This is a genomic window from Polyangiaceae bacterium, from assembly GCA_015075635.1.
Lineage (GTDB): Bacteria > Myxococcota_A > Polyangia > Polyangiales > Polyangiaceae > JADJKB01.
In genome coordinates this window covers 3104335-3123198 of record JABTUA010000001.1, presented here as the reverse complement: position 1 = coordinate 3123198, position 18864 = coordinate 3104335, and the positions used below count along the sequence as shown (strand labels likewise).

Here is an 18864-nt window from a genome sequence, read left to right as displayed (position 1 = left end):
TTTGTCGAGTCTCATGACGCTGTGGCACCTGAGCCGAGCCATCGCGGAAACGGCCTGGATCTCCGTTCCGACGGTCGTCGAAGGCGCGCTGGGACGGCTCACGCCGGAGACTTGTGATCGGCGTCTCGATTCTTGGTCACGCCGATTGCTCGAGCACGCACAGATCGAGGTCACGACCCATGGGCTCGAGAACGCGCCCGCGGGAGAGAGCTTCGTGATCATGAGCAACCACCAGTCGCTCTACGACATCCCGGTGCTGTTCCAGTCGCTCGAGCGGCGGCTGCGCATGGTGGCGAAGACGGAGCTGTTTCGGATCCCGGTTTGGTCCACCGCGATGCGCGCCGCGGGCTTCGTCGAGGTGGATCGCCAGAACCGCGAGCGGGCCATCGCCAGCCTGAACCGCGCGAAGCGTGCGCTGGCCGAAGGCACCAGCATCTGGATCGCGCCGGAAGGCACCCGCAGCGACACCGGCAAGCTCGGCCCGTTCAAGAAGGGCGGCTTCCACCTGGCCCTCGACACCGGTGCGCGCATCCTGCCCGTCACCGTGCTCGGCACCCGACAGGTGCTGGTGGCGCGAGGCGGGACGGTGAATCCGGGCGCGCGTGTGACGGTGACCGTGAGCGCTCCCATCGACGCCGAGCACTACGGCGAGGAGCGCAAGGAAGAGCTCATCGCGGCGGTGCGCGCGGCCATCGCGCAGCACATGCCGGAAGAGCTCAGATGACCTCGGGCTCGAGGCCGCTCGGTCGCACACCGAGCTAGTGTGCCGAGTCCGCAAATCGGGCCCAATGTGACCTCGGCACACTAGCGAATTCGCGGAGCGAATTCCGCGGGGTGAATCGCGCGAAGCGCGAGAGGGGCGCGCGGCGCCCCTCCGAGGAAAATAGTGTCCGCGCTGCGATAGCAGCGCCGCGCGGAGCGCGGTCCGCAATTCGGTTGCGAATTGCGGACTCACGACACTAGGGACACCCCCTTAGACCGTGAGCGCCGCGAACTCCGGGCCGGCGGGGATGCTCATCAGCTCCTTGAGCAGGAGCGGCACCTCGTGGTGCTCGTAGAGCAGGTGGTAGACGGCCGCGACGATGGGCAGGTCGATGCGCTTCTTCTTGGCGAAGTCGTGGGCGGCTTTCGCCATCTTCACGCCTTCGGCCACCATGCGCATGTCGCGCTGGATGTCCTCCAGCTTCTCGCCCCGGGCGAGCCGGGCGCCCACTTGGTGGTTGCGTGAGAGCGGCGACGAGCAGGTCGCGATCAGATCACCCATGCCGGCCATGCCGCCGAAGGTCATCACCTCCGCGCCCATGGCCACGCCGAAACGCGCCATCTCCGACAGGCCACGGGTCAGGAGCAGCGCCTTGGTGTTGTCCCCGAGCCCGAGGCCGGCGGCCACGCCGGCGGCCAACGCGATGATGTTCTTGAAGCCGCCGCCGATCTCCGCGCCGACGACGTCGCGGCCCTGATAGACGCGGAAGTAGTCGTTGTGCAGAGCAGCGTGGGTGCGCGTGAACACCTCGTCGTAGCGGCTGGCGACCAGCGTGCCCGTGGGCTGGCGCGCCGCCAGCTCCTTGGCCAGGTTGGGGCCGCTGATCACGCCGATCTTCCTGAGGCACGTCTCCTCGCGCAGCACCTCGCTCATGCGCTTGAAGCTGCCTTGCTCGATGCCCTTGGTGGCGTGAACGACCACGTGCTCGCCGTTCAGGTGGTTTCCGAGCTCCCGCGCGGTCTCGCGCATGGTGTGCGACGGTACCACGGCGATCAGGAGCGACGCGCTCTGGCAGATGTGCTTCAGGTCGTGCGTTGCCTCGACGCTCTCGGGCAGGGTGAAGCCGGGCAGATAAGCGGAGTTCTGGCGAGTCTCGTTGATCTCGCGGCACAGCTCCTCGCGCCGCGCCCAGAGCAAGGTGCGTTTGCCGTTCTCGCCGAGCACCTTGGCCAGCGTGGTGCCCCAGTTACCGGCGCCGATTACGCCGATACAGCTGTCGGTCGTCATGCTGCGGCTCCCTCGGCACCGGCCGTTGCGCTCGGCCCGAGCCGCGAGCGCGAGAGGTCGTAGCCGCGCAGGCGGTTGCCGTAATAGAGTAAGAGGTTGCGATCCTCGTGGAAGACCCGCTCGCCGCGGCGCACCGCGGCGGGATGCGCGTGGTAGCTGCCAAATGCGCGCAGCGCGTCGTCCACGACGAGCTCGGGGTCTCGGGAGAGCTCGTCCGCGAGCCGCGGGCCGCGCGTCGAGCGCCGGAGCGCGTCGATCACCCGCTCGGTCTCCCGCGCGAGGTCGGCCCGGGTGACGCTCGGGGATCTGCCGCCGGTCCTGAGCAGGCGGTAGAGGTCCATCTCGGGGTTGTCCCGCTGCAGCATGTCGAGCAGCGCGTACCCGACCACGTGGGTGCTCATCGCGACGTTGTCGCGCAGGAACTCCCGAGCGATGGCCGCGCTGAGCTCGTTCGTGTACTCCTCGTCGCGCTGGTGGTCGTGGACCGGGTCGCCGGCGTCGCTCACGTAGGAAGCCGCGTCGACCAGCCGGCCGCGGGGGTCGAGGCTCCGGCCGTCCTCGTCCACGTAGTTGCCGACGAAGTCCAGGGGCCGGCTGAAGGTGATCACCACGCGGCTGTCGAGCGACACCAGGTTCGACATGAAGTTCAGCACCTGGCGCGGTCGGCTGAACTCGTCGTCCTCGATGATGTAGCGGTTCTTCCCGACCTCCTTCAGGTGGTCGTCGATCAGCGTCTCCGCCTCGAGCCCCAGCTTGTAGGAGATGGTGCAGGGGACGACGTACAAATTGGGCTTGTCGCGGTGGCTCTGGAGGTTGCCGACGTAGGCGCGCACGGCCGTCCCGAGCAGGCCGCGCTTGAGCTTCTGCTCCACGGCGCCGCTGCGCGAGCGCGTGCCGCCGGGGAAGAAGAGGTTGTTGTAGTCGAGCTCGAGCGCGACGGTGGCGAACTCCTTCAGCACGTCCTTGTAGAGCGCGGCGGTCTTCTTGCGGTCCACGCGGTAGGCGCCGAGGTTGTTCATGAAGAACGACGTCACCGGGTTGTTGAACAGGTTCAGCCCCGCGCCGTAGAGCAGCGGGGGCAAGCCCATCAAGTGGACGGCGTAGCCCAGCACGATGCTGTCCAGATGGGACGAGTGCGTGGGGACCACGACCAGCGTGCCCTTGTCGAGGAGCTTGCGCACGTGATCGACCGAGCCCTGGATCTGCACGTGATCGGACAGCCCGTGTCGGAGCGAGCCCAGCGAGCTCAGCTTGCGCGGCGACATCGCCGTCAAGAGCACGCTCAGGCCGGTGGGCACGACGGTGGTGGACAACCTGTAGACGCGGTCGTCGAAGTTGCCGACGATCTCCGAGGCGAAACGCAGCGCGATTTGGTCGAGCATCTCCCGGAGATCCCGCGCCGAGGCGTGGCGCAGCCGACGCTGCACCTTCTGGTAGAAGGCGTGGTCGGCGGCGAGTCGCGGATCGCCGCCGCGCTCGCGCTCGAGCCGGCGGCGTTCGTGGTAGAGCGTGTCGTTGACCAAGGCTTCGAGGCCCACCTCTTCGGGCGGACGCAGCGTTGCCACGTGCCGATCGACGACACGCGTGGCAGCTTCGATGCGGGCGCGCTCGCGGTGCTCGGGTCGCATGGGAGGCCGAGCCTACAACGCCCGCGGGCGGCCGGGGACACCCGTGCCGTCACCGCCGACGGAAAAGTGTGCTCTAGTTCGGGCCGTGTCGAAGCCCGAGCTCGAGCCCGAAGACCCCAGCGAAGCAGCGCCGCGAGATCTCGACGCCTCAGCCGCGAAGCCGGTGACCCGTCGCGCCCCGCCGTCCCGGTTGCCGGCGAAGGAGTCGGTGGCCCGACCCCCGTGGGTGCCGTTCGCGCTCGGCCTGCTGGTCGGCGCATTGGCGGGACTGTCTACCTGGGCGCTCGCACCTGCCGCGCCGAAGAGCCTGAACCAGGCGCTCGCCGCCCGCTGCGACAAGGGCGACAAGCTCGCCTGCCGGCAGCTCGGGCTCTCGCACCAAGTCGGTCTCGAGGCCGAGCGCGACGCCAAGCTCGCGGCCGAGCTGTTCGAACGCGCCTGCAACGCCGACGACGCGCCCGCGTGCCTGCACCTCGCCAAGCTGCTGGAGGCGGGGCAGGGCGGCAAGCTGGATGCGGCTCGCGTGCTCGGCCTGTACGAGCGGGCCTGTCAGGGCTCCGAAGGCGAAGCCTGTGCGACCCTCGGCAAGCGCCACGAAAAGGGGCGCGGCGTCCCGAAGGACCCGGCGAAGGCCGTCGAGCTCTTCCAGAGAGGCTGCGATCTGGGCAGCGCGGAGGCGTGCGGCGGGCTCGCGCTCGCCAAGTTCATCGGCATGGGCACCGAGGCGAACGTGGAGCAGGCCGTCGCGCTGTTCCAGAAGGCCTGCGACGGCGGCGACGCCGAAGGCTGCCACGGCTTCGGACGCATGTTGCTCGGCGGTCGCGGCATGCCCAAGGACGAGGCGCGGGCGGTCCAGCTCTTCGAGCGGGCTTGCGACGGGGGCTCGGTGATGGGGTGCCGCGCGCTCGGGCTCCTCTACACCGACGGCTCGAGCGGCGTGACGGCCGACCTGGCCCGGGCCCGCCAGCTGTTCGAGCGCGGCTGCGCCCTCGGCGATCAGCTGTCGTGCGAGCGGGTGGAGCGCCCAGCTGCGCGGCCGCGGGAGTGAGACGAAATCCGGACCCCGCTGGTCGCCGCGTCGGCGTCGAGCTAGGCACGTTCGATGTCGATCACGCTGTCGCTGTTCAAGGCGTGTGCCGACCGCCTGGGCCAGCGACCCGCGCTGGGGCGCGCCGACGCGCGCAACGCTGCATCGCGCAAGGAGCACGGGCTCGAGCCCTGAGCCGAGCGGTCGAGCACGATTGCTCGTCCCCCGGCTCCCTCACGTGATAGGAATGCCCAGGAGGATTCGATGAAGACGGCAGATCTCCTGACCCAGTCGCTCGCCCCCATCGCGCTCGGGCTGCTCCTTCCGCTGGGGTTGCTGGCGCACTCCGGCTGCACCAAGAAGGACGAACCGCCGCCGCCGCTGCCTTCCGCCGCGCCGGTCGCCACGCCGGCCGCTCCGCTGGTGCTCGAGGTCGAGGACGCGGGGGAAGACGTCAGCGACGCGGATGCCGACGCCAAGAAGGTCGGGGGCGGGAGCTCGGCCAGCATGAAGAAGTGCTGCCAGGCGATCTCGCAGAACGCCGAGAGCGCGCCGGAGCCGACCAAGACGTACATGAAGCAGCTGGCCGCGGCGTGCTTCGCCGCCGCCGGTTCGGGTCAGGGCTGGAGCGGCGGCGGCTTCAGCTGCAAGTGACCGCTCTCGAGAGGGCAGGCTCGGAGCTCGTTGGACGAGCCCCGTCAACAGGCGTGCGGGACCGTCGAGGGGCCGGCCGAGCAGCGCGGGTCCAGCAGCGATGGTGCGGTGCATCTCCTCGACGAGCGCGGTGACGCCGTGGGTGGCCTCGATCGCCAGCCGGCTCGCCCCCCGCAGGTTCCTCAACGTGCCCGCGCTTGCGCTTGGCCATGTCGAGAGTCGAGCGCGGTTCGCCAAAGTTGACAGTGTAAACTGTAACGGTTATTGGTGTAAGCATGAGCTCCGAGGTCGCGACCGGGACGAACCGCGCAGAAATCGCCAACAGCGTGAGCCACGGGCTCGGCCTCTTGGCGGCGCTGGCCGCGCTGCCGCTGCTCGTGACGAGCGCCGCTCGGCGCGGGTCCGTCGCGGCCGTCGTGGGCGCGAGCGTGTTTTCGGCCACGCTGGTGCTGCTCTACCTGTGCTCGACCCTGTACCACGCGCTGCCGGGGCCCAAGGCGAAGCGCGTGCTTCGGGTGCTCGATCACGCGGCGATCTTCCTGCTCATCGCGGGCACCTACACGCCGTTCACGCTGGGCGTGCTGAGCGGTGTTTGGGGCCAGTCGCTGCTCACAGTGGTGTGGGTGCTGGCCATCGCCGGGGTCGTTCTCGAGGTGGTCGGCGGCATGCGTTTCCCGCGGCTGTCGATGGCGCTGTACCTCGGCATGGGTTGGTTGGTGTTGACGGCGATCCGTCCGCTCTGGCAGCTGATGGAGCCGTGGGGGTTGTTCTGGTTGATCGCGGGCGGTCTCGCCTACACCTCGGGGGTGGCCTTCTACGCCGCCAAGCGCCTGCCTCACGCGCACCTGGTCTGGCACCTGTTCGTGATCGCGGGCAGCGCCTGCCACACGATTGCGGTGCTAGAGTACAGCTAGTGCCGAGCTTCGAGTGCCCCTACTGCGGCGAGCCGACGGACGCGTTCCCGGATCTCGACGGCGGGGAGCGACAGATACTGATCGAGGACTGCGTGGTGTGCTGCCGCCCCATTCGAGTCGTCGCTACCTACTCCGAGGCGAGCGGGGAGTTCGGGATCGAGGCGAGCGCCGCCTAGAGCCGGGAGCCTACGCAGCGGGGCGACCGGTGCGCCGGACCACCACCTCGACGCTCGCGTTCGAGATGCGGACCTCGTCTCCGACCGCGAGGGTCGTGAGCCCGCCTAACACGGCGCTCTCGTGGAACCGGACGGTGTGACCGTCGGAGGTGCGGGCGACGCCGTAGCGTGCCTCATGGTCGACGTAGGTGATCCGAGCGAGCATGGGCTCGCGACGTGCAGGCCGCGTTCCATCGCAGGATCTCGGGGAGTCGTGCCGTCGCGCGACGCAAGCGTTTCGGGCGAGGCACTCTGGCATGCAGAGGTTGCGTTCGCCGAGCGTCACTTCAGCTTCGGCCGGACCTTGCACCAGACGCGCAGGATCAGCGTGCCGCGCACGGTCCAGGGCGTGACGTCGACGCGATCGATCTGATCGACGGCGGCGATGGGCAGGCGGTGCATCAGGCGTTCGGCGACGAAATCTCGGCGCGTCGCCTCCGTGGAGAGCTGGCCCAGGTCGTCGCCTTTGACCACGAAGGTCACGAGCTCGAAGACGTCCAGCGCGAGCGCGCGCTGCCGCGCGCTCGAGGGCGGAGGGACGGGATCGAGCATGGCCGAGGCCAGCGCATCGATGGTGTCCTTGCTGACCCGTTCCGCCTTCTGCGGGCGGGGCGCGTTGGGCGGCGGCGCCACGCCGGGCATGGTCATGCGCGGGACCGGCACGGGCTCGGCTGGGGGCTCCGAGTACCCGTGGGTGCGCAGCCGCTGACGGACCCCGGTGTTCGGCTCCGAAGCGTCGTCCGCGCGGCTGATGCGCGCCGAAGGCGGCACGAGCTCCGCCGTGATGGCGGCCAGGGTCTCGCGACCGGCTGGCACCAGGTGGAACTCGAGCTCCGGGGTGTCGCCGCCGGGCGCGACGTCGCTGGTGATGGCCGCGAGCGTCTCGCGACCGGCCGGCGCGAAGCCGACCTGGATCTCCGGCGACGAGTCGTCGTCGCGTTCCTCACGCCCGGTCGAGGCCCCACGCGGCGCAGGGCGCGGCGGTCGTTTGGGGGGGCGCTTCTTCGGAACCTGGGCCAACCAGAGAACAGTATTACAGGAGCTCGCTCTTGCCCATCAGGTACTTGTCGATGCTGCGCGCGGCGCGCCGGCCGTCGGCGATGGCCCAAACGACCAGGCTCTGGCCGCGCTGGCAGTCACCTGCCGCGAACACTCCGGTCGAGCTGGTCATGAAGCTCGGATCCACGGCCAGGTTGCCGCGGCGGTCGAGCCCGAGCCCGAGCGCCTCGACGAGCCCGGGTTTCTCCGGATGTAGGAAGCCGAGCGCGAGCAACACCAGATCGGCGTCGAGCTCGATCTCGCTGCCTTCGACGCGATCGAAGCGGCCGGCGCGCTCGGTGACGCGGACCAGGTGGAGCTTCTGGACGCGGCCGTTCGCTCCGCCGAAGCGCTCCGTCGAGACGCTCCACTCGCGATTGCAGCCTTCTTCGTGCGAGGTGGAGGTGCGGAGAACGAGCGGCCAGAGCGGCCAGGGCGTGCTCGGATCGCGCTCCGCCGGCGGACGCGGCAGGATCTCGAGGCTGGTCACGCTCCGCGCTCCCTGACGGATGGCGGTGCCGATGCAGTCGCTGCCGGTGTCGCCGCCGCCGATGACCACGACGCGCTTGCCCGTGGCCAGGATCGCGCGCTCCTCCGGCACGCGGTCCCCGGCCAGGCGGCGGTTCTGCTGCTCGAGGAAATCCATGGCGAAGTGGATGCCGCCGAGCTCGCGACCCGGCACCGGCAGATCCCGGGGCTTTCGCGCGCCGATGGCGAGGCAGACGGCGTCGAAGCGCGAGCTGAGCTCCTCGGCGGCGAGCGTGACGCCGACCTCGACGCCGGTGCGGAACTCGACGCCCTCCGCGCGGAGCTGCTCCACGCGTGCCTGCACCCAGCGCTTCTCCAGCTTGAAGTCCGGAATGCCGTAGGTGAGGAGCCCCCCGATGCGGTCGTCCCGCTCGAGCACGACCACGCTGTGGCCGGCGCGGTTGAGCTCCTGGGCCGCAGCCAGGCCCGCGGGACCCGAGCCGACCACCGCGACCTTCTTTCCGGTGCGCTCGAGCGGCGGCTCCGGGACGATGCGCCCGCGCGCGAAGGCGTGGTCGGCGATGGACTTCTCCAGCAGCTTGATGCTGACCGGGTCGCTGTTGATGCCGAGCACACAGGCGGCCTCGCAGGGCGCCGGGCAGACGCGTCCGGTGATCTCGGGGAAGTTGTTGGTGGCGTGCAGCGCGGCGGCGGCGTCGTCCCAGCGCCCGCGGTAGACGTGGTCGTTCCACTCCGGGATCAGGTTTCCGAGCGGACAGCCGGTGTTGCAGAAGGGAATGCCGCAATCCATGCAGCGCGCGCCCTGCTTCTTCAGCCGCTCGTCCACGACCGGCAGCTCGAGCTCGCGATAGTCCTTCACGCGCTCGGCGACCGGGCGCTTCGGCGGCTCCTCGCGCGAGTACTCGACGAAGCCCGTCGGCTTTCCCATCACTCCGCCTCCGTGGCGTGGCGGTTGCCGCGCGGCACCGGCAGCGGCTCGCCGTCGGTGGGCTCGTCGCCCAAGCTCGTGCGTTTCTGCTCCTCGAGCCGCTCGAGCACGCGGCGGTATTCCAGCGGGACCACCTTCAAGAGGCGCGGCAGCGTCTCTTCCCAGCGCGCGACGAGCTCGGCGGCCTTGGCGCTGCCTGTGGCGCGGCGGTGCTCGTCGAGCAGCGCGGCGACGAACGCGGCGTCGTCCGGGCCGAGGGGCTCGAGCGCCACCAGCTCGGGGTTGCAGCGCGACTCGAAGCGCCCGTCTTCGTCCAGCACGTAGGCGTAGCCGCCGCTCATGCCGGCGGCGAAGTTGCGCCCGGTCCGGCCGATCACCACCACGCGCCCGCCGGTCATGTACTCGCAGCCGTGGTCGCCGACGCCCTCGACCACCGCGGTGGCGCCGCTGTTGCGCACCGCGAAGCGCTCGCCGGCGACACCGCTGATGAACGCCTTGCCGCTGGTGGCGCCGTAGAGCGCGACGTTGCCCACCAGCACGCTCTCGTCGGAGCGGAAGGTGGCGCCGCGCGGCGGTCGCACCGAGAGCGTACCGCCGGACAGACCCTTGCCGACGTAGTCGTTCGCGTCCCCCTCCAGGGTGAGGTGCATGCCGTGGACCGCGAAGGCGCCGAAGCTCTGCCCGGCGCTGCCCTCGAAGTCGAGGCGCAGCGTGCCTTCCGGCAGCCCCGCGCGGCCGTGGCGCCGGGCGATCTCCCCGGCCAGCATCGCGCCCACCGTCCGGTGCACGTTGCGGATGGGAACCGCCAGGGCGATGGGCTCCTTGGCCTCGATGGCCGGGAGTACGCGCGGCAAGAGCTGGTGGTCGAGGGAGCGCTCGAGGCCGTGCTCCTGATCCAGGCTCTTGCAGACCTCGACTCCGGCGCCGCGCTCCGCGACGGCGAGCACGGCGCTCATGTCGAGCTTTCTGGCCTTGAAGTGCTCGCTCAAGTCGCGGGGGCGGATGCGATCGACCCGGCCGATCATCTCCTGGATGGTCCGGAAGCCGAGCTGGCTCATCAGCTCGCGCGCCTCCTCGGCCACGTAGAACATGAAGCGAATCACGTGCTCGGGCTGGCCCGCGAACTTCTTCCTGAGCTCGGGGTCCTGCGTGGCCACCCCGACCGGGCAGGTGTTGAGGTGACACTTGCGCATCATGATGCAGCCGCTGGCGACGAGCGGCGCCGTGGCGAAGCCGAACTCCTCGGCGCCGAGCAGCGCGGCGAACACGACGTCGCGCCCGGTGCGCATCTGCCCGTCGGTCTGCACGATGACGCGGCTGCGGAGGTCGTTCTTGACCAACACCTGGTGCGTCTCCGCCAGACCGAGCTCCCAGGGCACGCCCGCGTGTTTGATGCTGGTCAGGGGCGAGGCGCCGGTGCCGCCGTCGAAGCCCGAGATCAGGATCACGTCGGCGCGCGCCTTGGCCACTCCGGCGGCGATGGTGCCGACACCGGCCTCGGCCACTAGTTTCACGCTGATGCGCGCCTTCGGGTTCACCATCTTCAGGTCGAAGATCAGCTGCGCCAGATCCTCGATGCTGTAGATGTCGTGGTGGGGTGGGGGAGAGATGAGCGTGACGCCGGGCGTGGAGTGCCGGGTCTCGGCGATCACCACGTCCACTTTGTGCCCCGGCAGCTGGCCGCCCTCGCCGGGCTTGGCGCCCTGGGCGATCTTGATCTGCAGCTCGTCCGCGTTGACCAGGTAGTGGGCGGTCACGCCGAAGCGACCGCTCGCGACCTGCTTGATGCTGCTCCGCTTGCTGTCTCCGCTCGGAAGCCGGGCGAAGCGCTCCTCGCGCTCGCCGCCTTCGCCGGTGTTGCTGCGCCCGCCGATGCGGTTCATGGCGATGGCGAGGTTCTCGTGGGCCTCGGCGCTGATGCTGCCGAAGCTCATCGCGCCGGTGGCGAAGCGCCGCACGATCTCGCTGGCGGGCTCGACCTCGGACAGGGAGATCGGCGCCTCCGCCGGGAGCAGGTTCCACAGCCCGCGCAGCGTGATGGGGCCGCGGGACTGCTGGTTCACCAGATCCGAGTACTCGCGGTAGCTCTTCACGTCCTCTTCGCGCACGGCCCGCTGCAGCGCGCTGACGACCTTGGGGCTCCACAAGTGGCGCTCGCCTTGGGCGCGATACTGGTACTCGCCGCCGGTCTCCAAGACGGGGCTCGGGCTGCGGCGCCGGGGGAAGGCCGCTTCGCTCCGCGACCGGCACTCCTCCGCCAGCTCGTCGAGGTCGATGCCGCCCAGGCGCGAGGTGGTGCCGGTGAAATAGCGCTCGATCAGATCGGGGCCGAGGCCGATGGCCTCGAAGATTTGCGCGCCCTGGTAGCTCTGGAGCGTGCTGATGCCCATCTTGCTCATCACCTTCAGCACGCCCTTGTTGACCGCCTTGACCAGGTTCTTCTGGGCGACGGCCACGTCGCTGACGCCGCGGAGCACACCCGCTCGGGCCATCTCGGCGACGCTGTCGAGGGCGACGTAGGGGTTCACGGCGCCGGCGCCGAAGCCGAGCAAGAGGCAGAAGTGGTGGACCTCCCGGGCCTCGCCCGTCTCTACCAGGATGCCGACGCGCATGCGCGTGCCGTTGCGCATCAGGTGGTTGTGCACCGCTCCCAAGCCGAGCAGGCTCGGCACCGGCGCCATGTGCGGCGTGGCGCTCCGATCCGAGAGCACGATCACGCTGTGGTTGTTGAGCACCGCCAGCGAGGCCTGGCGGCAGAGCTCGTCGAGCGCCGCCTTCAGGCCACGCCCGCCTTCGGCGACCGGGTACACCATGGGCAGGCGCGCCGGGCGGCGGAAGTGGATCTGGTGGGTCTCGCACAGCGTCGCCAGCTCCTCGTTCGTGAGCACGGGGCTCCCGAGCTCGAGCATCTGCGCGTGGTCGGGCAGCTCGAAGAGCAGGTTGTCCTCGCCACCGACGAAGTTCCGGAGGCTCATCACCAGCGCTTCCCGGATGGGGTCGATGGGCGGGTTGGTGACCTGGGCGAAGTGTTGCTTGAAGTAGTTGAAGAGCAGCTGCGGCCGCTCGGAGAGGACCGCCAGCGGAGTGTCCGTGCCCATGCTGCCGACGGGCTCCTCGCCCTTCTCGGCCATGGGCGCGAGCAGCAGGGTCAGGTCTTCGGTCGTGTAGCCGAACACACGCTGCCGCGTCAGGAGCTCGTGCGGGTCGGCGAGCGCCGGCGCCGCTGGCACGTCGTCGATCTGGTCGAGGTGAATGGCGTTGTCGCGCAGCCACTTGCCATAGGGCTTCTGGTGGCAGACCTCGCGCTTCAGCTCCGCGTCCTCGACGATGCGTCCGCCGGCGAGGTCCACCAGGAACATGCGCCCCGGCTCCAGCCGGCCCTTGCGCGCGATCTGCTCGGGCGGGACGTCCATCACGCCGGTCTCGCTCGAGAGCACGACCAAGCCGTCGCGAGTCTCCAGCCAGCGCGCCGGCCGAAGGCCGTTGCGATCGAGCAGCGCGCCGATCTGCCGGCCATCGGTGAAGGTCAGCGCCGCTGGTCCGTCCCAGGGCTCCACCAGACAGGCGTGGTAGGCGTAGAAGTCGCGCTGGTAGCCCGGCATGCTCGGATCGTTCTGCCAGGCTTCGGGCACCAGCATCATCAGCACGTGGGGCAGCGAGCGACCGGCGTGGAGCAACAGCTCCGCGACGTTGTCGAGCTGGGCCGAGTCGCTGCCCCCGGGGGTGATGGTGGGCAGGATGTGGCGCACGTCCTCGCCGAAGACGCGGCCGTCGAACAGCTGCTCGCGAGCCCGCATCCACTGAGCGTTGCCGCGCACGGTGTTGATCTCGCCGTTGTGCGCCAGGAAGCGGAACGGCTGGGCCAGCTGCCAGGTCGGGAAGGTATTCGTGCTGAAGCGCTGGTGCACCATCGACAGCGCGCTGACCGCGCGGGGGTCCTCCAGATCCCGGTAGAACTTTGCGAGCTGATGCGCGAGGAGCAGGCCTTTGTAGACCAGCGTCCGACAAGACAGGCTCGGGATGTAGAAGGCGTCGCGGCCCGGGATGTCGCTCTCGCGGACGGTGCGCTCTGCCCACTTGCGGATCACGAACAGCTTGCGCTCGAAGCTCGCCTCGTCCTCCGTGGTCGAGCCGACCAGCACTTGCAGGATCAGCGGCGCGCTCTGGCGGGCGATGGGGCCCAGCGCCGATTCGTCCACCGGCACCGGTCGCCAGCCGAGCAGGCGCTGCCCGGTGCCGAGGATCTTGTCCTCGAGGATCTGCTGGCAGCGCGCCCGATCCGCCGCGTCCCGCGGCAAGAACACGCAGCCGACGCCGTACTTTCCCGGCTCGGGGAGCTCCAGGCGTGCGGCCATCTCGGCCGCCAGGAGCTCGTGCGGGACCTGGAGCAGAATGCCGGCGCCGTCGCCCGACTGCGGATCGCAGCCGGTCGCCCCGCGGTGCTCGAGGTTCAGCAGGATGCCGACCCCGCGCTCGACGATGTCGTGCGAGCGCACGCCCCGCAGGTTGGCGATGAAGCCCACGCCGCAGGCGTCGTGCTCGAAGCGCGGGTCGTAGAGGCTGCTGGGGCGGGGTGAGATCATATGGCGCCCGGTCTGAACGGATGGCGGGGCATGGGACCTTGGAAGGCCCGGTATTGGGCCACGAATTGACGCGCCGCGCAAGGCGCGCGGCACGTCGCGTGGCGTTGCAGGAAGCGCCGAGCCGACGTTTGATGCGGGCGATGACCGCCTTCGACCGCACCGCGGCGCTCGCCCTGCTGTTCGCCGCGCTCCTGGCCTGCAAGAGCAAGTCCGACAACCCTGCGCCGGCACCCGTGGCCGCGCCCACCGCCACGACGGTGACGCCGGGAGTGTGCCCGGGCGGGACCAGCATGGACCCCGGTCAGGGCGAGTTCCGCCCCGCGGTCACCGCATTCAAGGACAAGGACTACAAGACCGCCCAGCGCCTGCTCGAGCACCTGATGAAGCAGTATCCGAACAGCGCCACGGTGCGGGTGTGGCGCGGCGACGCCGCGCTCTTCGACAAGGGCTTGAAGGAGAGCGAGGCCGCCGAGGCGAGCATCCCGTTCTACGAAGAGGCCGAGAAGCTCCACGACAAGGGCTGCGCGCTGCCGGAGTACGAGCACTACTACCTGCGCATGGGCGTCGCCTACGCGCTCTTGCGCAAGCGCTCGCAGGACGACGCGATTCGTCACCTCGACATCGCCAAGAAGAACTGGGACAACAGCGCGGAGGTCTTCTATCACCTGGCGCGCGGCTACTGCCTGAAGAACGACGTCGAGCAGTGCGTGCAGAACTTCGAGAAATCGCTGGAGGTCGCCAAGTCGCTCCGGCGACCGAAGTTCCTGCGCTCGCACAACTCGCTGGACGACTGGATTCGCCGCTCGCGCACCCAGAGCGAGTTCGGCCCGCTGCGCAAGGACAAGCGCTACGCTGCGATCATCAAGAAGATGAAGGCGGAGGACGAGTAGGCGCTACTTGCAGCCGCCGCTGACCGCGAACTCCACGACCGCGTCCGGCGAGCCGTGGTCGTCCAGGTAGAACTCCCAGGCGTATTTCCCCTCCGGCAGCGGACCGAACTTCTGGTCGCCCACGGGCGGCCCGAGCTGCTCCCAGGAGATCTCGAAGTCGCCCTTGCCCGGCGCGAGGTTGCCGTACTCGAGCAGCTCGTCCGACTGCGGCTCGGTCTCGGTCCACGCCATGTAGCGACTCTCGCCCGTGTTCCGCAAGACCGGCGTCAGGATGGTGTCCTCCTTGAAGCTCAAGAGCTCGATGAACACCCAGTAGTGGTTTGGGCTCGCCCCATCCAGCTTCGTGGGGCGTACGCAGGCGTCTTCGGGCACGCGGCGGCCCTCGCCGTCGAGGGACACGTAGGCGTCCTTGATGTGTGCTGACTCGCAGCCGGTGGCCCCCGAGGTCGCGAGCAAGGCGACGGTGACGAAAGAGCCGAGTCGCATGGCCGGAAGCGTACACGTCCCGGGGGCGCTCGCCAATCACCTCGCGCGGAGCTTGCGGCGCCGCCGGGACCCGGGCAAAGGCCAGCGGGTGACCGAGCGCGGACGGCGCAGCTTGAGCTATTTCTCCTGGGCCATCGTGGTGGTGGCGGTGGCGGAGTCGCTGTCGACGCTGCTCGGGAGGTGATTGTCCGGTGGCGCGTACCGAGTTCCTCCGCTCCGTGCTGCTCGCGCTGGCGGTGTACGTGCTCGGCCTCGGGCTTCTGGTTCACCTGTCGCGCCAGACCGGGCCCGCGCAGGACGAGCTCGGGACGCTCGCCGCCATCGAGCGGAGCGGCGACCTGATCAAGCGAGTCGCGAGCGGCGGGCTCTCGGTGTTGCTCCTGCCCGAGCACCGCGCGACGCTCGACTCGGGGCTCTTGGTGCTCGCCGGCGCCTGGTCGAAGCTCAGCTTGGGACGTCTGGGCGTGCTCGATCCGCTCACGGCGATGCGCTTGCCGTGGCTCTTGCTCGGAGCGCTCGCGCCGCTCTCCGTCCACCTGATGCTCACGCCGTCGCGGGGCCGCGGCGCCGGCGTCGTCGGCGCGCTCGCGTGCCTGGTGATGCCGCGCTTCGGCCACGCGGTGGTCGTGCAGCGCGACGGCGCGCTCGTGGCCTCGCTGGTGTGTCTCGTGCTCGCGGCCCACGTGCGCGCCATGGGCCCGGGGCGCTCCGGCGCGCCGGGCGCGCGCTCCACGCTCGGCTGGGCGCTGTTCGGCGCCGTCCTCCTGGGTTTCGGCGCTGCGCAGTCGTTGGCGGTGCTCTGGGTGCTTCCGCTGATGCTCCTGCACTTCGCCTGGGCGCGTCGATCGAGCCTCCGGCGCCTGCTCCGGCGCGGTCGACTCCCGATGCCGGCGCTCGTCCTCGTCGCCGTGCCCGTGGCGCCGCTGGTGCTGCTGCTGCTCCGGCCCGGGCTCTGGAAGACGACCCCGGCGACCATCGCTCGCTTCTTCCTGGCGCCGCTCGAGCCGAGCATCGCGCGGACCGAGCTCGCGGGACGGGTGGTGGACCGCCTGCCGGTGCCGGGGGGCTTCGCCTGGACTCACCTCTGGCACACGCTGCCGCTCGCGATCGGGCTCGCGGCGCTCGTCGGCCTGGGCGTGCTCGCCCACGAGCTCTTGGCGCGGCGCTTCGCCTCCGGCTCGCGACGGCCTCGGCCCGAGCGGCACGCCGTCGGCGCGCTCGCGGTCCTCGTCATCGGCTTTGGCCTGATCGGCCCGGCGCTGACGCCGGACGTGCTCACGACCTTCCCGCCGCGCGTGGAGCTCGTGATGCCCTTCGTCGCGCTCCTCTCGGCCATCGGGCTCGAGCGCCTGGCCCGCGCCACGGGCTCGCCGCGCACCGGGAGCGTGCTCCAGGCCGCCACGCTGGGCGCGCTCGGGGTGGTCGTGCTGCTCCGCGCGCCGACGGCGGGCTCGAGCGCCGGCCCGCTCGTCCCGAGTAGCCGCCGCGCCGTGCTGCCGCTCGGCGATGGCAGCGAGCTCGGCGCTCTCGCCAGCCGTATCGACGCGCTCGGGGTTCCGAGCGTGACGCTGTCGGCGCCAGCCGACCTGTCTCCGGAGCTCTGGCGCTGGCTCTTCGAGGCGCGTCGTCTGCGCACCCGCGTGACCCTCGCTGCGGGCGGTGAGCTCTCGCTCGAGCGCGGCGCGGCGTCGGGTGGCGAGCGGATCGCCGAGGTCCGGCGCGACGGCGTCGTGCTCTGGTCGCTCTCGCGTGCTCGCCCGGTCAGCGCGCGCGCCGAGCGCTGACGACGACCGCGCCGCCTCCCGGCGTCTGCCCGACCTTCGCGGTCAGCGCGCCGGCGCTGCCGAAGCACACCGGACCGCTCGGCCCGACCAGGGCGATGGAGCCCGGCAGCGAGTCCTCTCCGCGCGCGTCACCCGAGGCGTCGAGGAGCACGAGGCTGACGTCGGCGTCCGCCCGCTCGGCGACGGCGATCAACCGCACGCACGCGGCATCCGGCAGGGAAAATCGGAGCTCGCCCGAGCCGTCGAGGGATTTGGGCTCGCCGAGCGGCTCCGTTCCGGGCGCGCACGCCTCGGCCACGCGTTCGGCTCGCGCGAGCGCCGTGCCGCTGGTGCCGACGCCGGCGTGGCAGCCGTCGCCGAGCCAGCGGGGCGGGGCGGCTGCGGCGCTCGGAGCGGCGCTCGTCAGAGCGCTCGCGCTCGCGCTCGCTGGCGGTCTGTGCTCGGCGGGGGCGGGGGTCTTCGCGCAACCCGCGCAGAGGACAAAAGCCAAGAGGCGAGCCCCGCAGCGCGGAGCTCGCCTCGCTCCCCGTGGGGAGCCGTCGCTCACTTCTTCTTCTTGTTCCAATCGCTCTCGGTGCGATTGCGCGAGCCCATCACCGCCTCGTCGGCAGCGTACTTCACCTGCCCGGTGACGATGGAGCCCGGCACAGGCATGTTCGGCACGATCGTCATCTCGAGGTGCAGCTGGGTGTTGTCGTCGTCGATCTTCTTGACGCGCCAGCGCGCGTCCATCCGCTTGACGTTGCCCTTGACCATGTGACCTTCGAGCACCTCTTCGCCGTTCACCGTCTTGATCGGCTCGAAGCGCATGACGGCCCAGATCTTCGCGGCGCCCTTGAGGATCGGCACCTGCAAGTAGACGTCGGTCTTGTCGCCGTCGCGCCCGACCACCTTGGCCTTGTCGAACTTGGAGATGAACTTGGAGTAATTCTTGAAGTCGGAGATGGTCTTCTTCACGTGCGAGACCGGGGCGGCGACGTGCACGCGAGCAGCGCCCGCCTTGGCGCTGCCGGAGTCGACCTCGTAGCGCTCCGCGTCCCGGAGCTTCATCAGGCGCTTGGCCTCGTCGTTCGGCTCGGCGCCGGCGCTCGGCGCGAAGAGCGAAAGGCTCAGCGTGGCCATCAGAACCGTCAGGGTGTGTCGCGTGTTCATTTCCCGGTCTCCCTCACCAAGAAGCAGCTCTTCGCCTCATACGGCCGGAAAGCGAAATTGCTTCCAGCGTGACCGCTCTGGCGAGTTCCGTAAAGTCCGTCGGTCACGCCCGGAAGCCCTGCACATCGCGTGCCCACGACGAGTGCCGAAGCGCATCTCTCGTCGTCACGCGGGTTTATGCGGCGGTCGGCGGGCCGGCGGGCGGCGGGGCGTGTGCCAGCGGGGTCGCGGAGAATCCATCCGTTTACGCCGGGTGGGCCAGGCGTGCCACACCCCTCGGGGGTGGATCGCCACAAGGTGGCCGGCCCGCTTTCGGCGTGCTCCAATGCTCTGCATGCGCGTGCGCACCAGGAACGCGGGAGCCGTGGCTGCGCTCCTTTTGGCGGCGACCACCGCCGGGGCCCAGGACAAAGCGCCGGGACCCGCACCGGCGAAGGGGGATGCGAAGGCCGAGGGCAAGCCCGGCGACAAGGGCGCAGATGCCGCCGCCGACGAGAAGGAGAAGAAGCCCACCACCACGCCCGGCTACTCCTGGACGGACAAGCCGGTGAAGGCGGGTAAGTGGCGGCCCAAGAAGAAGCTCGATCCGAACGCGCCGATCGCGATGTTCCCCGGGTTCCGCATGCTCGGCGACGGTTCGAGCCAGCTCTGGGTCCACGTCACGAAGAAGGTGAACGTCAGCGCCGCCGCGACGTCCTTCGCGCTGGTCGGCGCCCAGGTGAACGTCCGCAACAACACCAACGCGCTGGTGACCGAGTTCTTCGACACGCCCCTGGCCCGAGCGCGGCTCAAGCCCGACGCGACCGGCGCGCAGCTGGTGCTCGAGCTGCGCGAGAACGTGGTGGTGAAGCACCGAGTCGTGGACGGTCCGGGCGGCAGCATGGTGCTCTACGTCGATCTGCCCAAGGCCCAGCGGTCCTACGCGGCGCGGGACGATTTCGCGCCGGACTCGCGCCGGACGCGCGGCACCGGCAAGGTACTCCCGGGCAAGGGCACGAAGACTGCACCGAAGCGCGGACCCAACCAGTGAGGGTCGAAGAGCGCGTGTGAGCCGGACTCGGGCCTCGGCCGTGCTCCTCGGGCTCG

18 protein-coding genes are annotated in these 18864 nt (G+C 70.2%); 9 read left to right on the top strand and 9 right to left on the bottom strand.

Going from position 1 to position 18864, the window contains the following annotated elements:
• The first annotated feature begins 13 nt into the window (after positions 1-13).
• Positions 14-724: a 1-acyl-sn-glycerol-3-phosphate acyltransferase gene (locus HS104_14145; protein ID MBE7481112.1), complete on the top strand. Its 711-nt coding sequence runs from the start codon at positions 14-16 to the stop codon at positions 722-724.
• Between the two features lie 249 nt (positions 725-973).
• Here the strand turns inward: HS104_14145 and HS104_14140 are convergent, their stop codons facing one another.
• Both HS104_14140 and HS104_14135 read right to left on the bottom strand, forming a co-directional pair.
• On the bottom strand, positions 974-1990 hold the full coding sequence (locus HS104_14140) for an NAD(P)-dependent glycerol-3-phosphate dehydrogenase (protein MBE7481111.1): 1017 nt from the start codon (positions 1988-1990) through the stop codon (positions 974-976).
• Positions 1987-3618 (bottom strand): 1-acyl-sn-glycerol-3-phosphate acyltransferase, encoded by a 1632-nt coding sequence (locus HS104_14135; protein MBE7481110.1) that lies wholly within the window; start codon positions 3616-3618, stop codon positions 1987-1989. Before HS104_14135 ends, HS104_14140 begins: the two co-directional genes overlap by 4 nt.
• A gap of 85 nt (positions 3619-3703) precedes the next feature.
• Here HS104_14135 and HS104_14130 point away from each other — a divergent pair, with 85 nt between their 5' ends.
• The 4 genes from HS104_14130 to HS104_14115 all read left to right on the top strand — a co-directional run bounded on the left by HS104_14130 (position 3704) and on the right by HS104_14115 (position 6389).
• Positions 3704-4666 (top strand): sel1 repeat family protein, encoded by a 963-nt coding sequence (locus HS104_14130; protein MBE7481109.1) that lies wholly within the window; start codon positions 3704-3706, stop codon positions 4664-4666.
• 243 nt (positions 4667-4909) lie between these two features.
• Complete coding sequence (locus HS104_14125; protein MBE7481108.1) at positions 4910-5299, top strand: acyltransferase; 390 nt, start codon at positions 4910-4912, stop codon at positions 5297-5299.
• 275 nt (positions 5300-5574) lie between these two features.
• The gene (locus HS104_14120; GenBank protein MBE7481107.1) at positions 5575-6213 is read left to right on the top strand and encodes a hemolysin III family protein; all 639 of its coding nucleotides are present in this window, start codon (positions 5575-5577) and stop codon (positions 6211-6213) included.
• Positions 6180-6389, top strand: coding sequence for a CPXCG motif-containing cysteine-rich protein (locus HS104_14115; GenBank protein ID MBE7481106.1), 210 nt, complete (start codon positions 6180-6182; stop codon positions 6387-6389). The genes HS104_14120 and HS104_14115 overlap by 34 nt, the downstream gene beginning before the upstream one ends.
• 10 nt (positions 6390-6399) lie before the next feature.
• Here HS104_14115 and HS104_14110 read toward each other — a convergent pair whose 3' ends face one another.
• From HS104_14110 to gltB, 4 genes are all read right to left on the bottom strand, one after another.
• Positions 6400-6594: a hypothetical protein gene (locus HS104_14110; GenBank protein MBE7481105.1), complete on the bottom strand. Its 195-nt coding sequence runs from the start codon at positions 6592-6594 to the stop codon at positions 6400-6402.
• 116 nt (positions 6595-6710) lie between these two features.
• Entirely contained in the window at positions 6711-7448 is a 738-nt protein-coding gene (locus tag HS104_14105) for a hypothetical protein (protein ID MBE7481104.1), read from the bottom strand.
• A 13-nt stretch (positions 7449-7461) separates the two neighbouring features.
• On the bottom strand, positions 7462-8883 hold the full coding sequence (locus HS104_14100; protein MBE7481103.1) for a glutamate synthase subunit beta: 1422 nt from the start codon (positions 8881-8883) through the stop codon (positions 7462-7464).
• Positions 8883-13466, bottom strand: coding sequence for a glutamate synthase large subunit (gltB, locus tag HS104_14095; GenBank protein MBE7481102.1), 4584 nt, complete (start codon positions 13464-13466; stop codon positions 8883-8885). Before gltB ends, HS104_14100 begins: the two co-directional genes overlap by 1 nt.
• Before the next feature lie 140 nt (positions 13467-13606).
• Here gltB and HS104_14090 point away from each other — a divergent pair, with 140 nt between their 5' ends.
• Positions 13607-14356: a hypothetical protein gene (locus tag HS104_14090; protein MBE7481101.1), complete on the top strand. Its 750-nt coding sequence runs from the start codon at positions 13607-13609 to the stop codon at positions 14354-14356.
• A 3-nt stretch (positions 14357-14359) separates the two neighbouring features.
• Here the strand turns inward: HS104_14090 and HS104_14085 are convergent, their stop codons facing one another.
• Positions 14360-14842: a hypothetical protein gene (locus HS104_14085; GenBank protein ID MBE7481100.1), complete on the bottom strand. Its 483-nt coding sequence runs from the start codon at positions 14840-14842 to the stop codon at positions 14360-14362.
• Between HS104_14085 and HS104_14080 the strand changes: the two genes are divergently transcribed.
• On the top strand, positions 14841-15026 hold the full coding sequence (locus HS104_14080; protein ID MBE7481099.1) for a hypothetical protein: 186 nt from the start codon (positions 14841-14843) through the stop codon (positions 15024-15026). The genes HS104_14085 and HS104_14080 overlap by 2 nt on opposite strands.
• A gap of 7 nt (positions 15027-15033) precedes the next feature.
• Complete coding sequence (locus HS104_14075; protein MBE7481098.1) at positions 15034-16626, top strand: hypothetical protein; 1593 nt, start codon at positions 15034-15036, stop codon at positions 16624-16626.
• On the opposite strand, the gene HS104_14070 is transcribed toward HS104_14075, so the two are convergent.
• On the bottom strand, positions 16604-17116 hold the full coding sequence (locus HS104_14070) for a hypothetical protein (protein ID MBE7481097.1): 513 nt from the start codon (positions 17114-17116) through the stop codon (positions 16604-16606). The genes HS104_14075 and HS104_14070 overlap by 23 nt on opposite strands.
• Positions 17117-17169: 53 nt before the next feature.
• Positions 17170-17778 (bottom strand): SRPBCC family protein, encoded by a 609-nt coding sequence (locus tag HS104_14065; protein MBE7481096.1) that lies wholly within the window; start codon positions 17776-17778, stop codon positions 17170-17172.
• A 334-nt stretch (positions 17779-18112) separates the two neighbouring features.
• Here HS104_14065 and HS104_14060 point away from each other — a divergent pair, with 334 nt between their 5' ends.
• Complete coding sequence (locus HS104_14060; protein MBE7481095.1) at positions 18113-18808, top strand: hypothetical protein; 696 nt, start codon at positions 18113-18115, stop codon at positions 18806-18808.
• Positions 18809-18864 lie beyond the last annotated feature (56 nt).